24 protein-coding genes and 1 pseudogene are annotated in these 22739 nt (G+C 63.0%); 16 read left to right on the top strand and 9 right to left on the bottom strand.

The annotated features are described in order from the left end of the window. Positions 1-183: 183 nt before the first annotated feature. Both JOE48_RS16445 and JOE48_RS16450 read left to right on the top strand, forming a co-directional pair. Positions 184-492: a hypothetical protein gene (locus JOE48_RS16445; protein ID WP_245253347.1), complete on the top strand. Its 309-nt coding sequence runs from the start codon at positions 184-186 to the stop codon at positions 490-492. 379 nt (positions 493-871) lie between these two features. Then, a complete protein-coding gene (locus tag JOE48_RS16450) occupies positions 872-1390 on the top strand; it encodes a DUF417 family protein (RefSeq protein ID WP_210031426.1) in 519 nt (172 codons plus the stop codon). Between the two features lie 93 nt (positions 1391-1483). Here JOE48_RS16450 and JOE48_RS31060 read toward each other — a convergent pair whose 3' ends face one another. Continuing rightward, positions 1484-1627, bottom strand: coding sequence for a hypothetical protein (locus tag JOE48_RS31060; protein ID WP_409518634.1), 144 nt, complete (start codon positions 1625-1627; stop codon positions 1484-1486). Between JOE48_RS31060 and JOE48_RS31065 the strand changes: the two genes are divergently transcribed. From JOE48_RS31065 to JOE48_RS16480, 6 genes are all read left to right on the top strand, one after another. Beyond that, on the top strand, positions 1580-1732 hold the full coding sequence (locus JOE48_RS31065; RefSeq protein ID WP_312893434.1) for a hypothetical protein: 153 nt from the start codon (positions 1580-1582) through the stop codon (positions 1730-1732). The two genes, JOE48_RS31060 and JOE48_RS31065, sit on opposite strands and share 48 nt — an antisense overlap. Before the next feature lie 175 nt (positions 1733-1907). Beyond that, positions 1908-2432, top strand: coding sequence for an RNA polymerase sigma factor (locus tag JOE48_RS16460; protein WP_210035834.1), 525 nt, complete (start codon positions 1908-1910; stop codon positions 2430-2432). Continuing rightward, on the top strand, positions 2429-3208 hold the full coding sequence (locus tag JOE48_RS16465; RefSeq protein WP_210031430.1) for an anti-sigma factor: 780 nt from the start codon (positions 2429-2431) through the stop codon (positions 3206-3208). Before JOE48_RS16460 ends, JOE48_RS16465 begins: the two co-directional genes overlap by 4 nt. 146 nt (positions 3209-3354) lie before the next feature. Beyond that, positions 3355-3876: a DoxX family protein gene (locus JOE48_RS16470; protein WP_210031432.1), complete on the top strand. Its 522-nt coding sequence runs from the start codon at positions 3355-3357 to the stop codon at positions 3874-3876. 84 nt (positions 3877-3960) lie between these two features. Then, on the top strand, positions 3961-4110 hold the full coding sequence (locus JOE48_RS16475; protein WP_210031435.1) for a winged helix-turn-helix domain-containing protein: 150 nt from the start codon (positions 3961-3963) through the stop codon (positions 4108-4110). A gap of 349 nt (positions 4111-4459) precedes the next feature. Further along, complete coding sequence (locus JOE48_RS16480) at positions 4460-4843, top strand: ester cyclase (protein ID WP_210031444.1); 384 nt, start codon at positions 4460-4462, stop codon at positions 4841-4843. A 332-nt stretch (positions 4844-5175) separates the two neighbouring features. Here the strand turns inward: JOE48_RS16480 and JOE48_RS16485 are convergent, their stop codons facing one another. Both JOE48_RS16485 and JOE48_RS16490 read right to left on the bottom strand, forming a co-directional pair. Then, positions 5176-6255, bottom strand: a complete 1080-nt coding sequence (locus JOE48_RS16485; protein WP_107684798.1) for an IS630 family transposase — start codon at positions 6253-6255, stop codon at positions 5176-5178. 1039 nt (positions 6256-7294) lie between these two features. Next, entirely contained in the window at positions 7295-7576 is a 282-nt protein-coding gene (locus tag JOE48_RS16490) for a hypothetical protein (RefSeq protein WP_210031447.1), read from the bottom strand. A gap of 84 nt (positions 7577-7660) precedes the next feature. On the opposite strand from JOE48_RS16490, the gene JOE48_RS16495 reads away from it, so the two are divergent. Next, positions 7661-8053, top strand: coding sequence for a hypothetical protein (locus JOE48_RS16495; protein WP_210031449.1), 393 nt, complete (start codon positions 7661-7663; stop codon positions 8051-8053). 603 nt (positions 8054-8656) lie between these two features. Next, complete coding sequence (locus JOE48_RS16500) at positions 8657-10036, top strand: HD-GYP domain-containing protein (RefSeq protein WP_210031451.1); 1380 nt, start codon at positions 8657-8659, stop codon at positions 10034-10036. 794 nt (positions 10037-10830) lie between these two features. Here the strand turns inward: JOE48_RS16500 and JOE48_RS16505 are convergent. Then, positions 10831-11952, bottom strand: coding sequence for an aldo/keto reductase (locus tag JOE48_RS16505; protein ID WP_210035835.1), 1122 nt, complete (start codon positions 11950-11952; stop codon positions 10831-10833). Between the two features lie 96 nt (positions 11953-12048). Here JOE48_RS16505 and JOE48_RS16510 point away from each other — a divergent pair, with 96 nt between their 5' ends. Next, complete coding sequence (locus JOE48_RS16510) at positions 12049-12951, top strand: LysR family transcriptional regulator (RefSeq protein ID WP_210031453.1); 903 nt, start codon at positions 12049-12051, stop codon at positions 12949-12951. 46 nt (positions 12952-12997) lie between these two features. Here the strand turns inward: JOE48_RS16510 and JOE48_RS16515 are convergent, their stop codons facing one another. Both JOE48_RS16515 and JOE48_RS16520 read right to left on the bottom strand, forming a co-directional pair. Beyond that, entirely contained in the window at positions 12998-13519 is a 522-nt protein-coding gene (locus tag JOE48_RS16515) for a DUF1993 family protein (RefSeq protein WP_210031456.1), read from the bottom strand. A 778-nt stretch (positions 13520-14297) separates the two neighbouring features. Next, the gene (locus tag JOE48_RS16520) at positions 14298-14618 is read right to left on the bottom strand and encodes a PsiF family protein (RefSeq protein WP_210031458.1); all 321 of its coding nucleotides are present in this window, start codon (positions 14616-14618) and stop codon (positions 14298-14300) included. 348 nt (positions 14619-14966) lie between these two features. On the opposite strand from JOE48_RS16520, the pseudogene JOE48_RS16525 reads away from it, so the two are divergent. Then, a pseudogene (locus tag JOE48_RS16525) lies at positions 14967-15203 on the top strand (hypothetical protein); the annotation flags it as partial. Positions 15204-15318: 115 nt separating this feature from the next. Here JOE48_RS16525 and JOE48_RS16530 read toward each other — a convergent pair. From JOE48_RS16530 to JOE48_RS16540, 3 genes are all read right to left on the bottom strand, one after another. Further along, positions 15319-15924 carry a phosphatase PAP2 family protein gene (locus JOE48_RS16530; protein WP_210031460.1) on the bottom strand — a complete coding sequence of 202 codons (606 nt, stop codon included), beginning with the start codon at positions 15922-15924 and terminating at the stop codon, positions 15319-15321. Between the two features lie 116 nt (positions 15925-16040). After that, complete coding sequence (locus tag JOE48_RS16535; RefSeq protein ID WP_210031462.1) at positions 16041-16817, bottom strand: hypothetical protein; 777 nt, start codon at positions 16815-16817, stop codon at positions 16041-16043. 61 nt (positions 16818-16878) lie between these two features. After that, complete coding sequence (locus JOE48_RS16540) at positions 16879-17226, bottom strand: hypothetical protein (RefSeq protein ID WP_210031464.1); 348 nt, start codon at positions 17224-17226, stop codon at positions 16879-16881. Positions 17227-17527: 301 nt separating this feature from the next. On the opposite strand from JOE48_RS16540, the gene JOE48_RS16545 reads away from it, so the two are divergent. The 4 genes from JOE48_RS16545 to JOE48_RS16560 all read left to right on the top strand — a co-directional run bounded on the left by JOE48_RS16545 (position 17528) and on the right by JOE48_RS16560 (position 22287). Then, positions 17528-18208 (top strand): response regulator transcription factor, encoded by a 681-nt coding sequence (locus tag JOE48_RS16545; RefSeq protein ID WP_210031466.1) that lies wholly within the window; start codon positions 17528-17530, stop codon positions 18206-18208. Further along, complete coding sequence (locus JOE48_RS31070; protein ID WP_210031468.1) at positions 18192-19679, top strand: sensor histidine kinase; 1488 nt, start codon at positions 18192-18194, stop codon at positions 19677-19679. The genes JOE48_RS16545 and JOE48_RS31070 overlap by 17 nt, the downstream gene beginning before the upstream one ends. A gap of 264 nt (positions 19680-19943) precedes the next feature. After that, on the top strand, positions 19944-21206 hold the full coding sequence (locus JOE48_RS16555; protein ID WP_210031470.1) for an amidohydrolase/deacetylase family metallohydrolase: 1263 nt from the start codon (positions 19944-19946) through the stop codon (positions 21204-21206). 85 nt (positions 21207-21291) lie between these two features. Further along, the gene (locus tag JOE48_RS16560) at positions 21292-22287 is read left to right on the top strand and encodes an ABC transporter substrate-binding protein (protein WP_210031472.1); all 996 of its coding nucleotides are present in this window, start codon (positions 21292-21294) and stop codon (positions 22285-22287) included. Positions 22288-22739: the final 452 nt, after the last annotated feature.

The raw sequence follows: 22739 nt of genomic DNA on the forward strand, positions 1-22739 counted from the left end.
ACTGACCTCGTGATCCTCACCCCAGACCCGCGGGAGTGCCCCGTCACTGGCCGGCTTCAGATCGGGCCGGTGGCCGGCTTCGCCTCGGAATGACGGCCGGCTTCAAATCGGAATCCCCGGCCGGCTTCGTCGGAATACGCACAGGACGCGGAAGCGGTCTTCGGAACGCTGGCGGATGCTGGCCTGGACTACATCCACGTCACCGAGCATGACGCGTCGAAGCCTGCCTTTGAGAGCGGCCAGGATAGCCTCGTGGCGCTTGCTCGCCGCTATGCCCCAAACCTCTCGCTGCTCGCCAATGGAGGGTTCCACGAGGCCTCCAAGGCGGAGGCGGTCGTCGAGGCCGGGGCGGACATCGTGGCGTTCGGCAAGGCTGCGCTCGCGAACCCGGATCTGCCCAATCGCATCGGCGCGGCGCGGGACTTGGCCCCGTTCGATCCTGCCATTCTCGGGCCCATCGCCGACATCAAGGAGCGGGAACTGGCTCTCTGAGCTGATGCAACGCACAGGGTTCCGATGCCGCTGGTTTGGTGAAGCCCGTGGAAACATCCGCTGAGCGTCATCCCGTCGACCACACAGGTGGGTAATCGAAAGTCTTCCATACAATCGAGCACTGGTTCTTCCGAAGGGCGTCCAAAGCCCCTGGCCGAGATAAGCGACTGGCATCGTCGGCTTGGCCCTACCCATCGACCCTGCTGCTGCGACCGTCTCACCCCCGAGCCACTAGCCCGGGCGGCTTGCCCAATCCACAGAGCCGTCGACTAGGCCAGATTGAGATTAAAGAGCATATCTGCGCCGCATTCAAGCATTCATAGTCTCGGAAGCCGTAGGTAGAAAGGGTGCACCAACTCCAACGCCTACGGAGGGCATCATGAACTTCCTCATCGACAAGCTGGCCGGCTCGTTCCTGCTCCGGCGCGACCTGGACTACCACCTGCTCCGGACCGCGATGGTCGTCATCTTCGCTTGGTTCGGATACGACAAATGGTTCGAGGCCGAGATCCGGGGATTGCTTCCCTTGATCACGCACGGCCCCTTCACCTTCTGGACCATCCCGGTTCTGGGCATTCGCGGCACGGCCATCTTCCTGGGCGCCTCGGAATGGACCTTTGGCACGCTCCTGCTCCTGGGCTTCTGGAACAAGAAGCTGGGGGTGCTGGGTGCCCTCGGCTCCACGGCCGCCTTCGTCTCGACCTTGACGATCCTTCCGTTCGTGCCCGATGCCTGGGATGCGGGCGCCGGTGGCTTCCCCGCCATGGCGATGAATGCCGCCTTCCTCCTGAAGGATCTCGTCCTGCTGGTCGTCTCGGTCTATTTGCTTAGACAGGATGTGGCTCGCGTCGTCGCGGCTCGCGACGCCATTGATGGACGTGTCGCTTTCACCCGCTGACTTTCAGAACCAGAACCATCGATGCCCCTGGACCGCCTTAAATGAGTCCGGGGGCATTGGTCGTTCGGATGAAGCGAACGGCATCGGCATGGATCACTGCCGGGGCAATGCCTTGCCACCCTCAGTTAGCCGAACGCCGAGGAGCCCGGCAGGCAGCAGCTCAGCGCCGGTAGTCCAGGGGAAAATCCCATGGGCATGGCCGTCGGTGAGCGTGATATGGATGGCATAGCCGCCCATGGGTTCGACGCGGGTGACTGCGATGTCGGCGAAGGCATCTGGGCAGCGATTCACGAAGCGGTCAGTCGGCTGAAGCGGTCGCCGGACACGCAGTACCGGCAGTGATTGTTCGATCCCGGACAGCGCCTCGTGTGCGACGGCCTCCTCGGCAGGACTGCGGGCTCGAAATGCCAGACCTGATGGAATATTCGCCCGGACGCGGCGTCTGACCTCCCGTGAGATACCTGCGCGATTGGCCATGTCGGCACCGAGCGATCGCGACACCGGCCGGAGTCATGCGGTGCAGCAGATGATGCTCCTCGTGGAGCCGCTGATCCCGGCGCTTCGGCGCTACGCCGCCGCGCTTACGCGGGATCGGTCGGACGCCGACGACCTCGTTCAGGACACGCTCGAGTTGGTGATCGCGCGCTGGCACCAACGGCGGGACGACGGCAGCGTCAGGTCTTGGCTCTTCGCGATCCTGCACAATTTGGCGATGAGCCGCTTGCGGCAGTCCCACCGACGCGGCGGTGCTCACCTTCCGCTCGACGATGTTGACGAGGCTTCCCTAGCAGTTCCGCCCCACCAGGAAGCCGGGCCGCAGCGACACGACCTTCTGCGCGCGCTCGACGCCCTACCCGAGGAGCAGCGCAGCGTGCTGCTCCTCGTGACCGTGGAAGGCCTTTCGTACGCGGAGACGGCGGAGGTGCTCGGGGTGCCGAACGGCACCGTGATGTCGCGACTGTCCCGCGCGAGAGACCGGATGATCCAGTTGATGGACGGCGAGGCCGCTACCCGTCGCCCGGTCCTGAGGAGGCTGAAATGAACGAGCGGCTGATCAGCGAGAACGATCTGCAGGCCTTCGTTGACGATCGGCTCGGCCCTGATAGCCGTGCCGAGGTTGAGGCCTATCTCGCCGAGGACGCTCAGGCCGGAACTCGGGTGGCTCGACTGAGGGCCCTCCGAGATGACCTGCGCGGTGCGTTCGCGCCGATCGCCGCCGAGCCGGTGCCGCCCCAACTCGATCTCGCCCGCCTCGTCGCGGCGCGACGGCGGCCGCGCGTATCAGCTTGGCAGGGGCTGGCCGCAGCCCTTCTCCTGACCGTCGGCGGCCTCGGTGGCTGGATCGCGAGAGCGGCGCTTCCGAATGGATCGGGCGGCATCTCCGTGCTCGCCCAGGAGGCGAAGACGAACTATGTCGTCTACGCGCCAGACCGCTCTCGGCCCATCGAGCTCGCCGCGACCGATCGCGACGAGATCACGCGCTGGTTTTCCGCACGCTTGAAGCGGCCCGTCGCCGTGCCCGATCTCAGCGCGGCGGGCTACCACCTGCTCGGCGGCCGTCTGGTCGCCACCGACCACGGGCCAGCGGGCATGCTGATGTACGACGACGCGCAGGGCACGCGCGTGGTCATGCTGATCCGCTCCTTCGGCGAAGGCGGCGACGTGCCGATGGTCGAGCACATCTACGGCTCCATCGCTGGGTGCGCCTGGGCCCGGAAGGGGCTCGGCTACAGTCTCGTCGCAGCGGCCGATCCCGAAGTGCTGCAGCCGCTGGTCAGGGAGATCCGGCGCCGAGAGGCTGCCGACGCGCACGGATAGGGCTACCTCCCTCTCCTGACATCACGCTCCTAGAGAGATCGCAATCAGTCCCGACGCCACCAGCGCGGGCCGCAGTCCGCACGCGCCCGCACACGATGTACCGCCCGTTTCCTATCGGCCATCCCGATACTCAGAGGATCAACACAATGGCAGGCCTGCTTAGTAGAATACTCGCGTGCCGTCCGCTCCTCCTTCGCTGGGCCCCGGTCCCGCTGCGCCTGATCGTTGGATACGGCTTCCTGGCGCATGGCTTGGCGAAAGCCGCCCGTGGCTTCGATGCCTTTCCCGCCATCGTCGAGGCCATGGGATTACCGCTGCCGCACCTGTTTGGATGGCTGACCATACTCGTGGAGATCTTCGGCGGATTGGCGATCCTGATGGGCGCTCTCGTGCCGCTCGCCAGCCTTCCCATGGCGATCATCCTGCTGGTCGCAGCGTTCACCGTGCACCTTCCCTACGGCTTCAGTTCGATCAAGCTCCAGGCCGTGACCGCGGCCGGGGCGACCTTTGGACCGCCCGGGTACGAGACAGATCTGCTCTACCTCGTGTGCCTCCTCACTCTCGTGATGGCCGGGGCCGGTCCGCTCTCGATCGACGAACTACTGCGCAAGCGTCTCGGCGCGGTACCTCCAGATCAGACTCTCCGGCACGTGGGCATAAGAGGCTGAACTATCGGCGGGCAACCTGAGCCCGCACGATGCTTGCCGTGCCAGGTGAAACCTCGCTCGCGTCCCCTGCATGACGTCCGTGTGATGGAAAATTGCCGCCATGGCTGCTGCGCCGCACAAAGGGTTATCGACGTCAACGTCGGCAACATCCGCAAGAAGATCGACCGAGACAAGTTGAATCCGTGCATCCACACGGTGCGCCACGTGGGCTTCATTCTTCATGCAACGCATTGAACTCCGAGCATATGTATGTCCAATTTGCCAGGCTTGTGATTGGCAGCAAGTAATGGCGGCTTGGGGTTGTCCATATACGTCCGCTTCTAGGACCTGTAATCCTCAAGCGGACCAACCGCTTACGGCCAGCATCCGGCATCACAAAAAGCCCGCCTGAACGTCTTAGATGGGTGGATCTCTGCCTGCCTGCTTTTGGGCAGCGGATGCTTCGAAGCGGACATCAACGCGGAGGCCACTCATGATCCGTCGCGGGAGATCGGAGTGCCTACTCCAGCCCTTGCCTGCTCTCCCGCCCCGTGCTCCATGTCATATATGGCATTTGGTTTTCACGGATCGTTACGCAAACGCTATGACAGATCTTGCGCAAAACAAAGCGAACGTGATCGCGTTTTATGAACTGATGTTCAACGATTGTCGTCCGCGCGAGGCTATCGAGCGTTATGCCGGCGCTACCTACATCCAGCACAACCCACACGTAGCCACGGGCAAGGCTGGCTTTATTGAATATTTCGAGCGAATGTCGCGCGAATGGCCGGGCAAGCGAGTGGAGGTCAAGCGGGCGATTGCCGAGGGCGATCTGGTCGTGCTGCACTGTCTTCAGCACTGGCCGGGCAACCACGATTATGCGGCTATAGATATTTTTCGCCTTGATGATGCCGGTCGGATCGTCGAGCACTGGGATGTGCTTCAGATACTGCCCGATGCTTCGGCCAACCCGAACGGGATGTTCTAGATCTCGGATGCCTCATTCGCAGCAGAAGCCCGCGATCCGTTTCCCTTCCCAAGTCGCAGTTTCCCAGGGCTGACGAACGACCGCTTCGGAGAAGTGCCGCTGGCGATTGGGGCGGCCGGGTTGGGTCGGTAGGAGGCCGTCCGCTTTTCCGGCGGCCTATCTCGGCAGCAGACCGGCGGCTTTCGGCCAGCATCGGCCGCCGCGCTAGACCCGTGTGAGCGTCTCAGATGGGTGGATTTCCGCCGGTCCGCTTTCGGGTGGCGGATAGATCGGAGCGGACATAGCCGCAGGGACCGCTCACGACCCCAAGCAGACCCTAGGAAGGTCCGCATCTAGTGGTGCGAGTCTAACACTTGGTGCCCGCGCTTTGCGGCCTGGATGATGCGATCTGGGTCGGCGGTCCAGACGAAGGGCTTCGGGTCGCCGTTGCTCTCGGCGATGAAGCGTTTGATGGCGGCCTGCACCTCGATCAGCGATCCGAACACGCCGCGTCGGAGCCGGCGTTTTGCGAGCTTGGCGAAGAAGCCCTCGACGGCATTGAGCCACGAGGCTGAGGTCGGGGTGAAGTGGAAGGTCCAGCGCGGGTGGCGGCCGAGCCAAGCACGGACCTTCGGGTGCTTGTGGACGGCATAGTTGTCCAGGATCGCGTGGACGATCTTGCCCTCCGGAACCGCCGCCTCGACCGCGTTGAGGAAGCGGATGAACTCCTGATGCCGGTGGCGCTGCATGCAGCGGCCGATCACCTTGCCCTCCAGCACGTCCAGAGCGGCAAACAGGGTCGTCGTCCCGTGGCGCTTGTAGTCGTGGGTGCGCGTCGTCGGGTAGCCCGGCTTCATCGGCAACGGGGCCTGCGTGCGGGCGAGCGCCTGGATCTGGCTCTTCTCGTCGACCGAGAGGACGACGGCATGAGCGGGCGGATCGACGTAGAGCCCGACGACGTCGCGCAATTTGGCGGCGAAGGCCGGGTCGGTGGAGAGCTTGAACTGCCGGACCCGATGCGGCTGTAGGCCGTGCCCCCGCCAGATCCGCTGCACCGACGAGACGCTGATGGCCGCGGCCTTGCTCATGGCGGCGGCCGTCCAATGCGTGGTCTCGCCGGGCGGATCTCCTTGCGTCAGAGCCACTACGCGCGCCGCCACCTCCGGCCCCAGCGGCGGGATGCGCGCCGGCCGCGTCTTGTCCCGAAGGAGCCCGTCGACGCCCTCCTGCGCGAAGCGGTCCTGCCAGCGCCAGACCACCGTCTTGGACACGCCTGCCTCACGCATGATCGCGTGCGTCCCGAGCCCATTGGCACTCAGCAGCGCGATGCGGGCGCGCCAGACGTGCTTCTGCGACGTGTTTCGATCCGCAACGAGTGCTTCGAGCCGAAGGCGATCCGAGGTTGAGAGCGTGAAAGATATACCACTGCGCATCCCGCTAGACTCGCAGGATGGGCCTCAAACCGAAACCCCACACGGACTCAACCGTCAGGGCTCAACCACTAGGCTGTTGGGGCGGAGGCCAGCGGCCAGGTTGGGTGGATTTCTACCGGTCCGCTATCGGGCAGCAATGCAAAGAAGCGGACGTCGCCGCCGTGCTCGCTCCCGTTTGAATTACGGGCATCTAATTAAGTTAAGGCTCGATCTGAAAGGTGAGGTTATATTCATCTGCATTTTGTCACCATTCAGAACAATTTCTAATTTTCCCAGTAACGGACCTCCTTCGCCAGTGCATTTTTCCGTTATATTCCAGCGATTTCCGCTTCGGATTAATTTAACAAATTTGCAGTTTCCTTCATATCCAGGACTTCCATTATTTGTAAAAACTTCAATGTCCTGATTGATTCTGCATTTATCTGAATTCGTGGCCCATCTACCTACAAATGGGCGCTGAGCTGAGTGAGCGAAGGTCGCACAATTTGGATAAATGACTGCTTCCAGAAACAATAGAGCTGCCATCCTCTTATAAACATGCATTGTTACATGCTCCTAAATTGCGATTAAATGGACCTATATATGGTAAATTATCGCGCGCTAGATAATAACTCAAATCTTGCTGGCCCGCCTGTAAACGTTCGGTACACGTCCACTTTGTAGCTAGGCTTTGTTGCTGTGAAAGAGTGGCTTGCTTGGTTATCGACAACCCCGAAAATATTGAACGCCATGTCCTTGGCAGGCGACCGGACAATCAAAGTGACCTTTTTTCCCACAGGCGTCGATAGGTTGAAGCACGTAAATGGCTCGGCTCCGGACGCCTGCCCCGATGCTTTGACGCCTATGGCCAATAAACCGCACCCGGCGGAGACGGGGGAGACAGTGCTGATAGACAGAACAGCAAAAATTATGGCTCGCATAGTTCGCTCCGTAGTGATAATAATAGCCTGACTTTGGCACGAACTCCGCCTCGTATCTGCAGAAGAATTACGTTAGAAGATCGAGCTCGGCAGACTTAATGTAGAAGCTCCGTTAGAGGCTACTTCCTCGGCGCCAAAACACAGGTGCCATAGCTCCACTCCGCATCCTTTCGGTTTGCTTTGAAGCTCAACACCTTGAAACCAGAGCTTAGTTTTGGAAATTTTCCGGTATCTGCATGAACATCGCCGTCGCTGAGGCGCTTCCAGCACTCGACATTAGCTTGCGACGCCGAATCTACCTGGCCACAAAACATGGCCGCACAAATGATAGCGGCCAGTGGTATTTTGGCGATCATCGGAGGATCCTCGATAGGAGAGGCGGACAAATCATAGCGCTGCATGTATTGATTTCGGCATCACCGAGAAGACTTCGGTTTCGATTTACATTCCACCAGCGGCGTTCAAAATTAGCAACTGGATATCCGATGCGACTGCTCCTTGCCGCCGCCGCCTCCTTTGCTGCGGCAATCCCTACGACTGCCTATGCCGAGACCTGGCAGCCGGTAAGCAAAACGGCGGTGTCGGTTACTGGGAAGATCACCTTCGCAAAAAGCGAGATAACGTTCCAGAATGGGCAATCGCTCCCGATTAAGGCGGCGACTGACGACGGCATCGACGGCCAGCTGTTCAAGGTCCTTAAGCCTGCCGACCCGGTCCTCCTACGGGGGAACACACTGTGTGGTCGATCGACAGTCAAATTCCTGCTTATTGTTGGACAAGGTAGTACGGGCAGAGATTTGAGCGTCTATGACGGGAAGGAGGAACCGACACAAGAGACGTCGTCGTGTGCCTCGTATTCGTATCAGGCCGGACGGTAGTTTTTGATCTATAGGACGGGGACAACTAGAAAGCTTACCGCTGGAAGATTTCTATGGATTGTCGCGACAAACATGGCCAAATCAACCGTTTGAATTCATAAATCGCCATGGATACGGGCCTTCGGCATGGTTGTCGTAAGAAGTCAGATGGAAGGGGACGGAGCCGCAATCATAGCGTCGGCGTCGCGCCGTCTTCGATGTCTGCTCGGGAGAATGAGATTTGGGAGTTTGAACGACCGGGTTGGGTCAAGGCTGCGTAAAAACGCAGGCGCGCTCCAGAATCGCAGAACAATCTTCTCTGCGCGAGACATTCCTGCCCGCCAAATGGCAGCCCTGAAGCCAGTAGGGTGCCCCTTTGGTATCAGGCAGCGAGCTCGAGAGAAGGTCCTTCGACCGCCTTCGCGTTTTGACACAGCGTCGGTCGGATGAAGAACGTCCGCTTCGGGCCGAAAGGCCAAAGGCCGCCCACCACCCTTTGTGGAAGCGGAAAACGTCCGCTTGGGACTGGTTAGCAAGCGAGAGGCAGCGCAACGCTTTGATCAGGTTTTTCAGGCAGTCTTGCCGCCTATAGAAGCCTGCAGGGCAAGAGACTGGACGAGAACGATGCGGATCGTGTCAGGCAACGAAGAGGAAGCCAGGACGTTCCAGCTGTCGGAAGTGCTCGGCGCCTTGAGCCACGCCCTGGACCTGACGGAGGGTCAGCCCGTCGGGCATTGCGTGCGAGCGACCTGGATCGGCTTCAACATCGGCCGGGAGATGGGTCTGCCGGACTTGCAGCTCTGGGAACTCTACCACACGGTGATGCTGAAGGACCTCGGGTGCTCCAGCAATGCCGCGCGCATCTGCGAACTCTACCTCTCCGACGATCTCAGCTTCAAACGTGACTTCAAAACGGTGAGCGACAGTCTGCCGAAGGTGCTCGGCTTTGTCTTCTCTCATACCGGCCTCAAGGCCGGCCTCGCCGAACGCTTCCGTGCCGTGCTCAACATCCTGCAGAACGGCGGAGCGATTACCGACGACCTGATTCAGACCCGCTGTCAGCGTGGTGCTCAGATCGCCCGACAGCTTCGCTTCCCCGCGAGCGTCTGCGAGGCCATCCACGCCCTGGACGAGCACTGGAACGGCGGCGGTCGACCGGACCGCCTCGCTGGCCCAGCGATCCCACTTTACGCACGGGTAGCGCTGCTCGCTCAGGTAGTGGACGTGTTCCACACCGCAGCCGGCCCCGCGGCCGCGATTGCCGAGGTGTGGGCGCGCTCGGGCACATGGTTCGATCCTCAGTTGGTCGCCTGCTTCGAGGCGGCCGCGTCCAAACCCGGCTTCTGGGACACCCTGGCCTCGGATGAGGTCGAGGAGGCGGTGTTCGCGTTGGCGCCGGTCAGCCCGATCGTCGTTGACGAAGACTACCTCGACGACATCGCCCGTGCCTTTGCTCAGATTATCGACGCCAAGAGCCCGTTCACTTCCGGCCATTCGGAGCGGGTTGCGGTCTATGCCGACATGATTGCGGCTGAACTTGGCTATACGCCGGATCGCCGCCGCTGGCTGAAGCGGGCTGCGCTGCTTCACGATGTTGGCAAGCTCGGGGTCTCGAACGCGATCCTCGACAAGAACGGCAAACTGGATGACGCGGAGTGGCGGGACATGCGCAATCACGCGTCCCTTTCCGAGACCATCCTGACCCGCGCAGCGGTGTTCCACGAGATGGCCTGCATCGGCGGCGGGCACCACGAACGGCTGGACGGCAAGGGTTACCCACGCGGCTTAAGAGGCGACGCGATCGCACCCGAGACCCGCATCGTCTCGGTAGCCGACGTGTTCGACGCGCTGACAGCCGATCGGCCTTACCGGGCGGCCATGTCGCTTGAGAAGGCGCTCGGCATCATGCGCGCGGATCTCGACACTGCGTTCGACCCGATCTGCTTCGCGGCGCTGGAGCGAGCGCTTGCCTCGATCGAGGGCGATCTCGCTCGGGCAGCTTGAACCGAGCCACCTATCGGCGAACCTTCTGACTACCGGATCAGGACTATCTTGCGGGCTCCACCGTCGGCGGCGTCGCCACAAGGTGATGCTTCTCTTGACGCCGAGACGATGACCGTACGCACTACCCAACCGGAGGCTGGCAAACTCACGGCCTGGAGGAAAAGCGAATTGAGGATGCGAGTAAGCATGCTCTGAGCTTTCTGATCTCGGGTTACGCTGCAAGCGTGGGCTGATAAATCGCTTATCCGCCCTGTGATTGCAGGATGCATCGTCCGAAAGTAAATGTTGATAGCAATTTTGATTGCATTTGATGCAACCAGATATGCAACTTCTAGGAGCGCAATTCTTTCATCGCACTCGCCTTCCGGAAAGCCGCCTTCGCCAGCCTTTAGAAACAGACGACATCGGCATCAAGGTCGTGGTCAGGTTAAAGACTGAACGTCTGCTTCCAGTGGAAAGGCTAGGGGACGCTTTCCACCCCGAGGCGAACTCGCGTGGCGGCCGACGAACGACCGCTTTGGAGAACCGCAAATGGCGTTCCCGGCGGCTGGGTTGGGTCGATAGGAGGTCGTCCGCTTTTCCAGCAGACCGTCTCCGAAGCAGCCGTTCCGCTTACGGCCAATCCCAGCCGTATCGGTTGGCGCCTCTGAATGACGGGTCGGGGTGGTAAGCTGCTGGTCCGCTCTCGGTGTCGTGTCGCTGAAAGCGGACCTCGCGGCCAAAGCTCACGAGGCGGAATACTGTCCTTCGGTGACTTGCTCCACCCAGACTGAGTGAGCGAGGAAGGATTTTCCTCAGAGCATCTCGTTTGGGGCTTGAACCTGCGCGCCGCCGAACACGACGGCCTGCCGCAACGACGGTCGGGACAGGCCGTAGATCAGACGCGGCTCCACCGGTGCGCTGACCGCATCCAGGGTGGCGCGAAGCTCCGGGGAAAGCATGAGATCGAGCGCGGCGATGTTGTCAGCCACCTGCTCCGGCCGGCTCACCCCCATCAGCGTCGAGGCGACGCCCGATCGTCCGACCACCCAGGCGAGCGCGACGCGCGCCGGCGATTGCCCGATGGCCGCCGCCACCCGGCGCACACCTTCGACGATGTCCCAGTTGCGCGGCGTGAACAGGCTGTCTCCGAACGGGTTGGCCCCGTCGAGACGCTTGTCGTCGGCGGGGCGCGCCTCGCCCGACTGAGCAGCATCCTTCGGCAGGCCACCTGCCCGCGGACCCGCCGCCTCAACCGTCACGCGATCGTACTTGCCGCTCAACAGCCCGTAGGCAAGCGGCGACCATGGCACCACGCCCATGCCGAACTCGGCAGCGAGCGGGACATGCTCGTCCTCCACCTCCCGGTTCACCAGCGCGTAGAAGTATTGCAACGCGATCGGCCCCGGCAGGCCACGCATCACGGCTAGCGTCGCGAGCTTGGCGACGTACCACGCGGGCGTGTTCGAGAGACCCCAGTACCGCACCTTCCCGGCGCGCACGAGACCGGCCATGGTCTCCAGCAGCTCCTCCGCCGGCGTGATCCCGTCCCAAACGTGCACCCAGTAGAGATCGACGTAATCGGTCTGCAGTCGACGTAGCGAGCCTTCCAGCGCCGCGTGAACATGCTTGGCGCCGTTGCCGCCCGCGTGCGGCCCCTTGCCCGTGGCAAAGCCAGATTTCGTCGCGAGGACGATCCGGTCGCGCAAGCCGCGCTCGCCGATGAAGCGGCCGAGCATCGCCTCACCCTCACCGCCCGCGTACACATCGGCTGTGTCGATGAAATTGCCGCCCCGCTCCAGGTAGGCGTCGAACACGGCGCGGCTGCCGGCCTCGTCCAGCCCCCAGCGCGCGGTGCCGAAGGTCATGGTGCCGAGCGCGAGCGGACTGACCGCAAGGCCGGAGCGGCCGAGCGTACGGTAATGAGTGAGGTCCATTGTTGCATATCCCTGCTGATACCCCACAGGATAGAGCCGCCGTTCGTAGGTGATTAGCCCCAAACATCGGCAAGGGCTTGTGAGCGGAGTTCAGGAATGCGACGGGGCACGCTCGATGATCTCGCGGCCTTCGCGGCGGTCGCGCGCACCCGCAGCTTCACGCGGGCGGCGGCCGAGCTCGGCTTGTCCCCCTCGGCGCTCAGCCACGCCGTGCGGGGGCTGGAGGAACGGCTCGGGGTCCGGCTGCTCGCGCGCACCACGCGTAGCGTTGCTCCAACGCCGGCGGGCGAGCGGCTCGTGCGTTCGCTGGCCCCGGCGCTGGCGGAGGTCGAGCACGGGCTTGCAGCGCTCGCCGACTGGCGTGGCGCCCCGTCCGGTACGCTGCGGCTGACGACCTTTTCCTCGGCTGCGCGCCGAGTGCTCGACCCAGCCCTGCCGCGCTTCCTCCTCGATCATCCGGCCGTCTCAGTCGAGGTCGTCATCGACGACCGCCTGACCGACATCGTCACTGCCCGTTTCGATGCCGGCATCCGCTTCGGCGAGACGGTGGAGCGCGACATGGTAGCGGTGCGGCTGGGACCGGACCTGCGCACTGTGGTGGTAGGCACACCCGCCTACTTCGCGCGCCATCCGCGGCCCGGGACGCCTGCCGACCTGGAGGCGCACAACTGCGTCAACTACCGGCTGGTTGGCGGGGGTGGATTGCTGCCGTGGGAGTTCGCGCGCGACGGCCAGGACGTGCGCGTGCGTGCACGCGGGCAACTCACCGTCAATGATGCGGCCCTCGGGGCAGCGGCCGTGCGGGCCGGTGCCGGGCTCGGCTACATGCTGGAGGAGGATGTGGCCGCCGACATTCAGGCGGGCCACCTCGTGCAGGTTCTGGCGGACTGGTGCACGCCCTTCCCCGGTTACCACCTCTACTATCCGAGCCATCAGGCTACCCCGGCGCTCCGCGCCCTGATCGACGCCGTGCGTTGGGTTGAAGCACGACCTGTTTAGGTCGGACACGGTCGAAAGCTCCTCCGACCGCGGGGAGCCGGAGCGACTACTTCGCGGCGTGAATGTTTGGCGGCCCGAGATGCTGGAGAAAATCCGGCTTGCCGAGGCTCACGCCAGCGCCGCGGAGGATCCCGTAGGCAGTTGTCACGTGGAAGAAGAAGTTCGGAAGCGCGAAGCTGGTAAGATAGGCCTGACCACTGAAGCGGTATCCCATGCCATTCGGGAACTTCAGCTCCACCTCCCGGTTCGCGTCTGAGACTAACGCCGCCGGATCGATGCCTTCAACGAAGGCGATCGTCCTGGCGCAGCGCTCCTTGAGTTCGGCGAAGGTCGTCTCGACGTCGGGCATCGAGGGCGCTTCGATCCCGGCAAGCCGTGCCACCGCGTTCTTCGCACTGTCGGATGCCATTTGATACTGAGCAGGCAGAGGCTTCATGTCGGGAGCCAGCCGCCGGACGAGCAGCTCGGCTTCTGGCTTCTCCGATGCCGCCTTGTCGAGCCAAGTGCTCATGTTGCGAAGCGCGCTGACGAAGACGGGGACGCTGACGTCGTAGATGCTGATGCTCATCTGGGCTCCCTAAGGCACCTGCTATAAAAGACGCGGTGAGAAGGCGCACACCGCAAAAGGGTGCGTCGTACGAAGACGCAAGACCGCCGACGAACGGCCGCTTCGGAGAAGCGACGGGAGGGGTCCGGGCGGCTAGGTTGGGTCGTAGGAGGCCGTCCGCTTTCTTAGCCAGCATTCTCTGAAGCGGTCATTCCGCTTTCGGCCAGCCTCCGTCTTGCCGGATCGCTATCGCGCGTAGAATCGGACATTCGGCTTCGCGCCCATTGCAGCCGCTCAAGTCGCTTCGATGGTGCCCTGTAAGCGGACATCTCGACCTGTTCGGGCATCACCGGGATCAACGGCACCACCACCGCCGCTCTCACTTGCATCATCTCATCCGCGCCACCTAAACTTCACGAACCGGTTACTTCGGCGTGAAGCCATCCGGTCGGTTCGGCATTGGCAGGACCCGACGCGGAGCAAAGGCGAGCGGCCGACCGCTGAGCCAAAGCTCTACTGAGGGCCGAAGCCCAATCCCGCGGCCTCGGCAGTCAAGCCCCGGCGGCTATCCTGCCGGGATGCACCACCTTCTCGCTCGCACAAGAAAGCCCGCTGCGGCGGGCTGCCGAGCGGGCTGAAGGTTGTCCAGCCTAGGAGAGTTGGACGCTTAGATCGTAGCCGAGCGTGATCGCTTGTCGCCTCACATGCACGTGAAGCCTACGCCGTTGTCGGCCGCGCGTTCCTCAGCGTGCTGATGCTCATTTCTGATTGAGCTCATCCGATTCTTCCCCTTGAAGCTTCAGCCTTTGAGGCAGTTGCTCATAAAGCTCCTGCGTGCGGTGCCTTTAAGGCCTTTGGCCGAGGCGTCGGCGTTGCATGTCTTCATCTTGGCCTGCTGGGTAGTGAGTTGCTTATCCGGTGCAGACGCGTTCTTGCCGGCGAGACAGTCGGCAATGAATGACTTGCGTGCATCGCCGGCTAGCTTTTGAGTGCCCGCGTCGACGTTGCATGTCTTCATCCGGTCGCGCTGAGCAGCTTGGGCGGCTGATGGAGCTGGGCTCTGGGCGAGGGCTGGAGTGCACAGCGACGTGATGAGGAACAGGGCACTGAGGGCACGCATCACATTGATCTCCATCAAGACGGGATTAGCTTAGCCCTGAATACTCAGATAGCCATTCACTGCTGCGTGTACGCTCGATTTCGCTGTTTATGATCGATGGCATACCGGTGCCGACACACATTGAGCCCCCCAAACTGTTACGCACTTATCAAGGCGCGAACATGCAAAGGATTCGCTGTATCCTCCTCCGCCAAGCCCTGATCAACTGTAACCAAGCGACGATCTGACTTTTATGGTCACGCGGAAGGAAATCGTCTGGCGGGCGTTAACCGTCCAGACCAGTGGGCCGGAGACAGCACCATGCGCGCACGTCGAGGATCAAAGGCGACGTCCGCGTCGTGGCTCACCATGGGCACCGAACTGGCGATGCTCGGTGTCGAGGTGCAGATAGTCATCGGTCAGCGCATGGCGATGTTCATGCTCGGCGGCCCGAAGGCGCGAAAGGAAGCACAGTTGATGGTGACCGAGAAGATCAAGGCCGCCGGTGAAGCTGCGATGACGATCGCGATGGGCGGCAAGCCGCGCAAGGTCGTGCGCGGCTACCGCCGGAAGGTGCAGGCAAATCAGCGGCGGCTCAGCAAGGGCTGGCCGGCGACTGCGGCTCCGCTTGTCCTAGTCACTCCGGCACGTCGCAGACTTCGGTCGAACGATCCGTCCATCGCCTGCTATGGAGATCTCGCGGCTAGGGCGACCTCCAAATTCACGGAAGGCGTTCGATCTCTTTGAACTTGGCCAATCTGGCGGCAACTACTGCGCACACGGTGGCCCAGGCGGCTCCCGCACACCATCCAGCCGCGACATCTGTCGGCCAGTGGACGCCGAGAGCGACCCGGCTGACGCCGACCAGAACTGTCAGAAGGATCCCGGCGGCCATGAAGTAGTGCTGGATCAGGCGTCGCGTCTCGATCCGCGTCAGCAGCGCGGCTAGGGTCAGATAGGTGACCGCCGACAGCATGGCGTGCCCGCTCGGGAAGCTTGCCGTGAAGACCTCCGGCGCGTTCGGGATCAGGTCGGGCCGCTGTCGCTCGAACAGCAGTTTCAACCCGGTCGCGAGAGCCTGCCCCAACACGACGGATGCAAAGACGAACAGCATCGCCATGCGCTTTCGAGCGATGGCGAGGTAGCCGAGGGCGAGCACTAGCGTGAGACCGAGGATGACGGTGCTACCCAGGCTCGTCAGATCACGCAGCGTCGATGGCAGCCATGGCGGCCCCAAGAGTTGCCCGGGGTCGCCAGCGTGGCGGAAGAGCAGCATGACCTGCCGGTCGAAAGACTGCGTATCGCCCTCAGAGACCTCCTCCGCCATCCAACCGAACAGCAGGAGCAGGGCTGCGCTCAGGAACAGCCCGGCCAGCCAGAGCCGTTCGGGCCGCGCGTCGTCACGCTCAGCCGGGGGCGACCGGTCTGTGGCTCCTGGATCTATCACGAGCGCGTCGGCTCCGCCTCGGGGTGACAGCCTGCGCGTTGCGGCAGAAGGACGATCAGGGCGACGATGAAGGCCGCCATGACCGCGGAGGCGAGCGGCCGGCTCAGGTCGAAGCCACCATCACTGACCGGCTTGTCGAGGAAGTCGCCGACTGTGGCACCCAGGGGCCGCGTCAGGATGAAAGCCGCCCAGAACAGGCCGACCCGCGAGACCTGCGTCCGGTAGTACAGGAGGACGACGACGGCCAGCGCCGCAGCGAAGACGACGGCCCCGCCCTCGTAGCCGAGCCCGCCGGTGTCGGCGAGCCAGTCACCGAGCGCGGTGCCCAGCGTCTGCGAGAAGGTGATCGCCGCCCAGTAGAAGGCCTCGACCTGCGGAGTCGAGACCGTGTTCACGGACACGGTGCCCTCCGTCCGATACCAGAGCGCGAGCACCGCGGCGAGGCAGGCGAGCAGCAGGGTCGAGCCGCCCGTGTAGCCGATGCCGAGCGAGCGGTCGGCAAAGTCGGCCATGGTCGTGCCGAAGGTGGTCGAGGCGACGATGGTCGCCCAGTACAGGACCGGGTGGAACCGCTTGGCCCGGATTTGAGCGATGACCAAGCCGATCAACAGCAGGGCGAACAGGGCTGTCCCGGCGAGATAACCCCAGTTGAGGGTCATGGTGACGGTGTCGCCACCCGTCTCCCCGAGTGTGGTCGCCAGGATCTTGATGAGCCAGAAGCCGAGGGTGACTTCCGGGACCTTGCTCAAGGTACGCTCTCGGCTGTCGATCATCGCTCCATCCTGTGGCTTGTCGGGCTGTATTTTCGAGGGCGCGAAGCGCCTCAAGGCGGTGTCAGTTCTTCCGCGCGACCTCGTCGCGGTAGCGGTCGAGGATCCGCTCCCCTGCTGCGCATCGCTCGGCCGCTGTCATGTCCGCGACATCGGACATTGCCTGCGCAGCCAAGCGTCCGATCTCATCGCGAGCGAGCGCGTAGGGCGGCTCTCGATCGCGCAGAGCGAATTCGGCCTCGGCTTCTCCGACGGCGAGCGGGCGTTCTGCGGGTTTTGCCGCCCAGTTGCGCATGGCTGTGATCCAGAGCGCGGTCAGATCCCCGGCGGTGCAGCCGCCATAGACCCGCCCCCGGCGGAGGTACCGCATCGTGCGATCCAGGCGCAGACACGCGGCCTCGGAGAGCGCCACGTTGAGAGCGAAGCTTCCATCGTCTGGATCCGTCATCGCGATCCCGTCGCCGCGGGGGCGTTTTCCAAGGGACGGCGCTCGGAGACCGAACCCTGGAGGTTGCGGGCTCGCTTCTCGGCCAACGCACATCGCGGTTCGGTGGCCGGCTCTATACAGATCGGTATAGCTCCGGCGGTTGACCCTGACCGGCGCGATCCGGCGCGAAGAGGCGACGTTACGAGATCGTATGGTTCGCCGGGGCGCGGCCGCCGCTATGATCCGCCGCTCCCCGCCCGCACGATCGAAGAGGCATCTGCGCCCGATGAAGGTCTTGCTGATTGAGGACGACGCGGACACGGCCGACTACGTCAGCCAGGGTCTGCGAGAGCACGGCCACGCTGTCGATCAGGCCAGCAACGGGCGCGACGGCCTCTTCCTCGCAGCCGGTGAAGCCTACGATGTCATGATCGTCGATCGCATGCTGCCCGGGCTGGACGGTCTCGGCGCGGTGAAGACCTTGCGGGCGGCGGGCGTTCAGACGCCGGTCCTGTTCCTCACGACGATGTCGGGGGTCGGACAGCGCGTCGAGGGGCTGGAGGCCGGGGGCGACGATTATCTGACCAAGCCGTTCGCGTTCGCAGAGTTGTTGGCGCGGGTTCACGCTCTCGGCCGCCGCCGCCCGGTCGCCCAGGTCGAGACGGTGTTGCGCGTCGGCGATCTCGAGATGGACCTGATCGGCCGCAAGGTGCGACGCGGCGCGTGCGCGATCGAGCTGCAACCGCGCGAGTTCCGGCTGCTGGAGTTCCTGATGCGCAACGCCGACCGCGTCGTCACGCGCACCATGCTGCTGGAGAATGTCTGGGAGTTCCACTTCGACCCCAAGACCAACATCGTTGAAACGCACGTGAGCCGGTTGCGCTCGAAGATGGACAGAGGCTTCGACTACGAGCTCATCGAGACGGTGCGCGGCTCGGGATACTGCCTTCGTGCGCCGTCGATTTAACATCCTGCGCGGCAGCGGGGTCCGCTTCGCGCTGCTGCATACCGTGGTCTTCGTGATCTCTGTGGCCGCGGTCGGCTTCACCGCCGAGGCGCTGGTCACGCGCGCGCTCAAGGCCCAAGCCGGCCAGCGGGTTGAGGGTGAGGCGGCCGAACTCCTCGATGAGTTTCGACAATACGGCAGCGATGCGTTTCGCAAGCTCATCGACGCACAGACCGTGAGCGGTGCGAGCCGTCTGCACTATGCGCTCCTTGGTCAGGATGGTCAGCGGGTTGCCGGTGAGCACCTTGTCGCGCGAACCGCGGCTTCCGTTCCGCCCGCGGAAGGAGGCACCCTGGCAGAAGTCCGCCTTACAGGATCCGATAAGTTCCTGCTGACCCTTCGACCTCTGACCGACGGGACGACCCTCGTTGTCGCCGATGATCTCGGCAGCGTCGACGACGTGGAAGACGTCGTTGCGAACGCGTTCGCGATCGTGCTCGGCATTTCCGTACTCCTCGGCTTGGCCGCCGGCTTCCTGTTGACGAAGGGTGTCTTGTGGCGCGTCGAGGCTGTGACGCGCACGGCCGAGGCGATCATCGCCGGCGATCTGACGCGGCGGATCGCGCCGACCGGAGCCGGCGACGAGTTCGATCGTCTGGCGACGAGCCTGAACGCGATGCTCGACCGCATCATGCAGCTGATGGACAGCCTGCAGCAGGTCTCCAACGACATCGCCCACGACCTGCGCACGCCGCTGTCGCGGCTGCGCCAGAACCTGGAACGCACGCGGATCCATCCGGCGACGGATCAAGACTACGCGGCCGCGGTCGAGCGTGCGATCGATGAGGCGGACGGCCTGCTCGCGACCTTCTCGGCGCTGCTGCGCATTTCTCAGATCGAGGCCGGCAGCCAGCGCGCGGCGTTCCGGCTGATCGATTTGACCGAGGTCGTCGCGACGATCTGCGAGGCGTACGCGCCTGACGTCGAGGAGGGGGGCCGTATCATTACTTGCGCGATCGCACCGGGCGTGATGGTCGACGGCGATCGTGAACTGCTGGCACAGCTCTTGGCCAATCTCATCGAGAATGCGCTCGCCCACACGCCCCTGGGTACCGAGATCCGGGTCAGCCTCCATGGCCCAGACGAGGCCAAGCTACGCCCGACCATAGAGGTCGCCGATGATGGACCGGGCATTCCGATGCATGAGCGCGACAAGGTGCTCCGTCGGTTCTACCGGTTGGAACGGAGCCGCACGACCCCGGGAAACGGCTTGGGGCTGAGCCTGGTTGCGGCGATCGCCAAGCTTCACGGCGCTGGTGTCCGGCTCTCCGATCGAACGCCCGGCCTGTGCGTGACTGTTACCCTCCCGCCTGCGTCCCGCGCGGAGCCGCCGACGCGCAAGCTCGCGCCACTCGAGCGACGGAACCAATCGATGTCGCGAACGAGCCACGACCCTACCGTCACGCATCATACCTTGGGTTTCGGGGGCTGACCTGGGCCGCGATGTGCGCCTTAAGAGATGGGCTCGTCTACCGTGACCGGGAGCAAGCGGCGACGCTGGCCCGGGCGGCTCGCCGGCAATCGATATAATCTCTGGCGATCGTCAAGGCACGATTTCTCCGAAACCTTGCAGCTTGACCATTGAGAAAGCTACGCTCCGACGCGGCGCCGTCAAAGAACGCGCGCCGTGCAATGGGACCTGCAGGCCGACGCACCGACCAACGGCGCGCGGCGGCGCCCCGAGGGAGGTTGGACCATGTCCGAGTTGTCGCGTCGTACTTGGCTCGGCCTCGCCGGCGCCATGGCGGCCGTGGGGCCGGCCGCCGCCGTGCCCGACCGCTTCGACCTGGTGATCAAGGGTGGTGAGGTCATCGACCCGAGCCAGTCGCTGCGGGCCAAGCGCGACGTCGGCATCCGCTTCGGCGTGGTGGCCGCCCTCGACCCGGACATCCCCACCGAGCGCGCCAAGCAGACGATCGACGCCTCCGGCAAGCTCGTGCTGCCGGGGCTCGTCGATCTCCACGCCCACACCTATCCCTACGGCTCGGCGATCGGCATCCCGGCGGACGAGACCGTCCCGTTTTCGGGCGTGACCACGGTCGTCTCGGCGGGCGACGCGGGAGCCAACAACATCGCGGCGCTCCGGCGCCACATCGCCGCCCAGACGCGGACGCGAATGTTCGCCTTCATCCACATCGCCAACAACGGCCTGTCCGCCTTCCCGGTGGCCGAACTGTACAACCTCGACAACGCGCAAGTGGAAGCCTGCGCTCTGGCGATCGCCGAGAACCCGGACTTTGCCGTCGGAGCCAAGGTCCGGATGTCCGAGAATGTCATCTTTAAGCACAGGGCCGAACCGCTGAAGCGGGCCATCCAGGCCTGCGAGATGTCGGGGCGGCCGGCGAAAGTGATGGTCCATATCGGCGGCGTCGAGACGCCGGCGCTGATGAGTGAGATCCTCGATCTGCTGCGGCCGGGCGACATCCTCACGCATTGCTACTCGGGAGCGCCCAACAGCGCCGGGCAGTTCACGAACATCGTTCAGGACGGGAAGCTGCTTCCGGCCGCCCTGGAGGCCAAGCGGCGGGGCGTTGTGTTTGACATTGGCCATGGCGGCGGCTCGTTCGACTTCACCGTCGCCGAGGCGGCGATCGCGCAGGGCGCGCCGCCGGACACGATCTCGTCGGACCTGCACGTCTTCTCCGGCAACACCCCCGGCATGCCTTTCCTTCCGGTGGTGATGAGCAAGTTCCTGCCGCTGGGCTTCAGCCTGGAGCAGGTGATCGCGATGGCGACCCACAAGCCGGCCGGAATCATCGACCGCGTGCCGAAGCTCGGAACCCTGCAAGTCGGCGCGCCCGGCGATGTCTCGGTGATGGAGTGGGTCGAGCGCCCGCTCTCGATGGTGGACACCCGCAACAACCGACGCGACGGCAAGGGCTTTCTGGCGCCGGTGCAGACGGTCAACAACGGCGTGCCGTTCGGCCGCCCCTACCAGTCGCCCTTCTCGGTCCGCTGATCCGTGGAGCGATGAGGGCCCTACGTTGACCCCCGGCGAGTCGCCCCGACCCCGATACTCATCAAACAGATGCAAGGAGGGAGGGATGACGCGACGCCGGTTCATAGCGACGGGTGCAGCGTTTCTCGCCTGGCCGTATGCCGCACGAGCCCAGCCTGCACGGTCTTACAAGCTGGCGATTGTGCATCCCGATCGTTCAGTCGATCTCATGACGAAAGAAAAAAGCCCAAACTTCAAGGCATTTTTTGAAGAACTTTTAAAATCCGGCTTCGTAGAAGGTCGAAACTTAGTTGTACAACGTTTTAACGGCGGCGGTGTTTCGACGAATTATTTAAAGACTGCGACAGACGCAGTCGGGTGGCAGCCCGATGTCATCATATCTGTCTCCGACCGGATGACAAAACTACTCAAAGATAGCACTGCAACCATTCCGATCGTCGCCATGACCAGCGATCCGGTTGCGTATGGATTGGCTGGATCGCTTTCACATCCTGGAGGCAACGTCACTGGGATCATGGTCAATTCAAGTCCAGAGATATTTGAAAAACGCATTGAATATTTGCGAGAGATTGCTCCAGACACGCGAGGCGTATTTCAGCTAACCTCACGCACGCTCTGGGAGAGTCCGCTCGGAGCAAGCGTGCGCGCGGCAGTGGAGCGGGACGGCCTGCAGCTCGTAGGACCTCCGGTGGAAAGTCCACATCGTGAACTTCAGTACAGGACAGCTTTTACCGCAGCAGCGCAGCAAACGAGAACGGCTCTGGTCACGACCGCTGTCGAAAATTTCAACAACATGGATTTTATACTTAGACTTATGAATGAATTTCGCATCATTGCCTTCTATCCATTTCGTGAATACGTTGAAAAAGGAGGCCTGATTGGCCACGATATAAATCTGGTTGATCTGTATGCGCACGTCGGACAGCAGGTATCTCAAGTCTTGAAGGACGAAGATGTCGGATCAATCCCGTTTTACCAGCCTTTGCGCCTAAAGCTTCTGATAAATCTTGCGTCAGCGACAGCGTCCGGCATCAAGGTGCCCGCAACTTTGCTTGCAAGGGCAGACGAGGTTATTGAGTAGAAAATCTGGGACTGGGCGTAGCAGGGGGTGCAATCGTCCCTGAAAATCTATTTGCTGCTTCGATATCACCGTGCAGCGGCTTCCTTGCCCGAATCGTGTCTGGCCGCCAAAATTGAAAAGCTAGTTTTGATTGGCTTGAACGGGCGCGAGGCCGATATTTCCACTCCGGCGTATGGTGCCATGGACCGCTTGCCATCCGCGCTGAAGTTGCCGGACCGTTTACCAACGGCCGCTTAAGGGATGCGCCGATGGCGGTCCGAGCGGCTGGGTTGGGTCGGATGCGAAGCGTCGGCTTCTGGGCGAACAGCCGGGGTCCGCTTACCACCCATCTGAGTTGCTCAGGGGTCCGTCGCTGGCAGCAGGATCTGGCCGAAAGCCGCCGGTCCGCTTCGGAGGAGATCCGCCGGAAAAGCGGACGCGCGGCTTCCGAGCCAAGCCAGTCGCTCTAGATC

It is taken from the genome of Methylobacterium sp. PvR107 (assembly GCF_017833295.1).
Classification (GTDB): Bacteria; Pseudomonadota; Alphaproteobacteria; order Rhizobiales; family Beijerinckiaceae; genus Methylobacterium.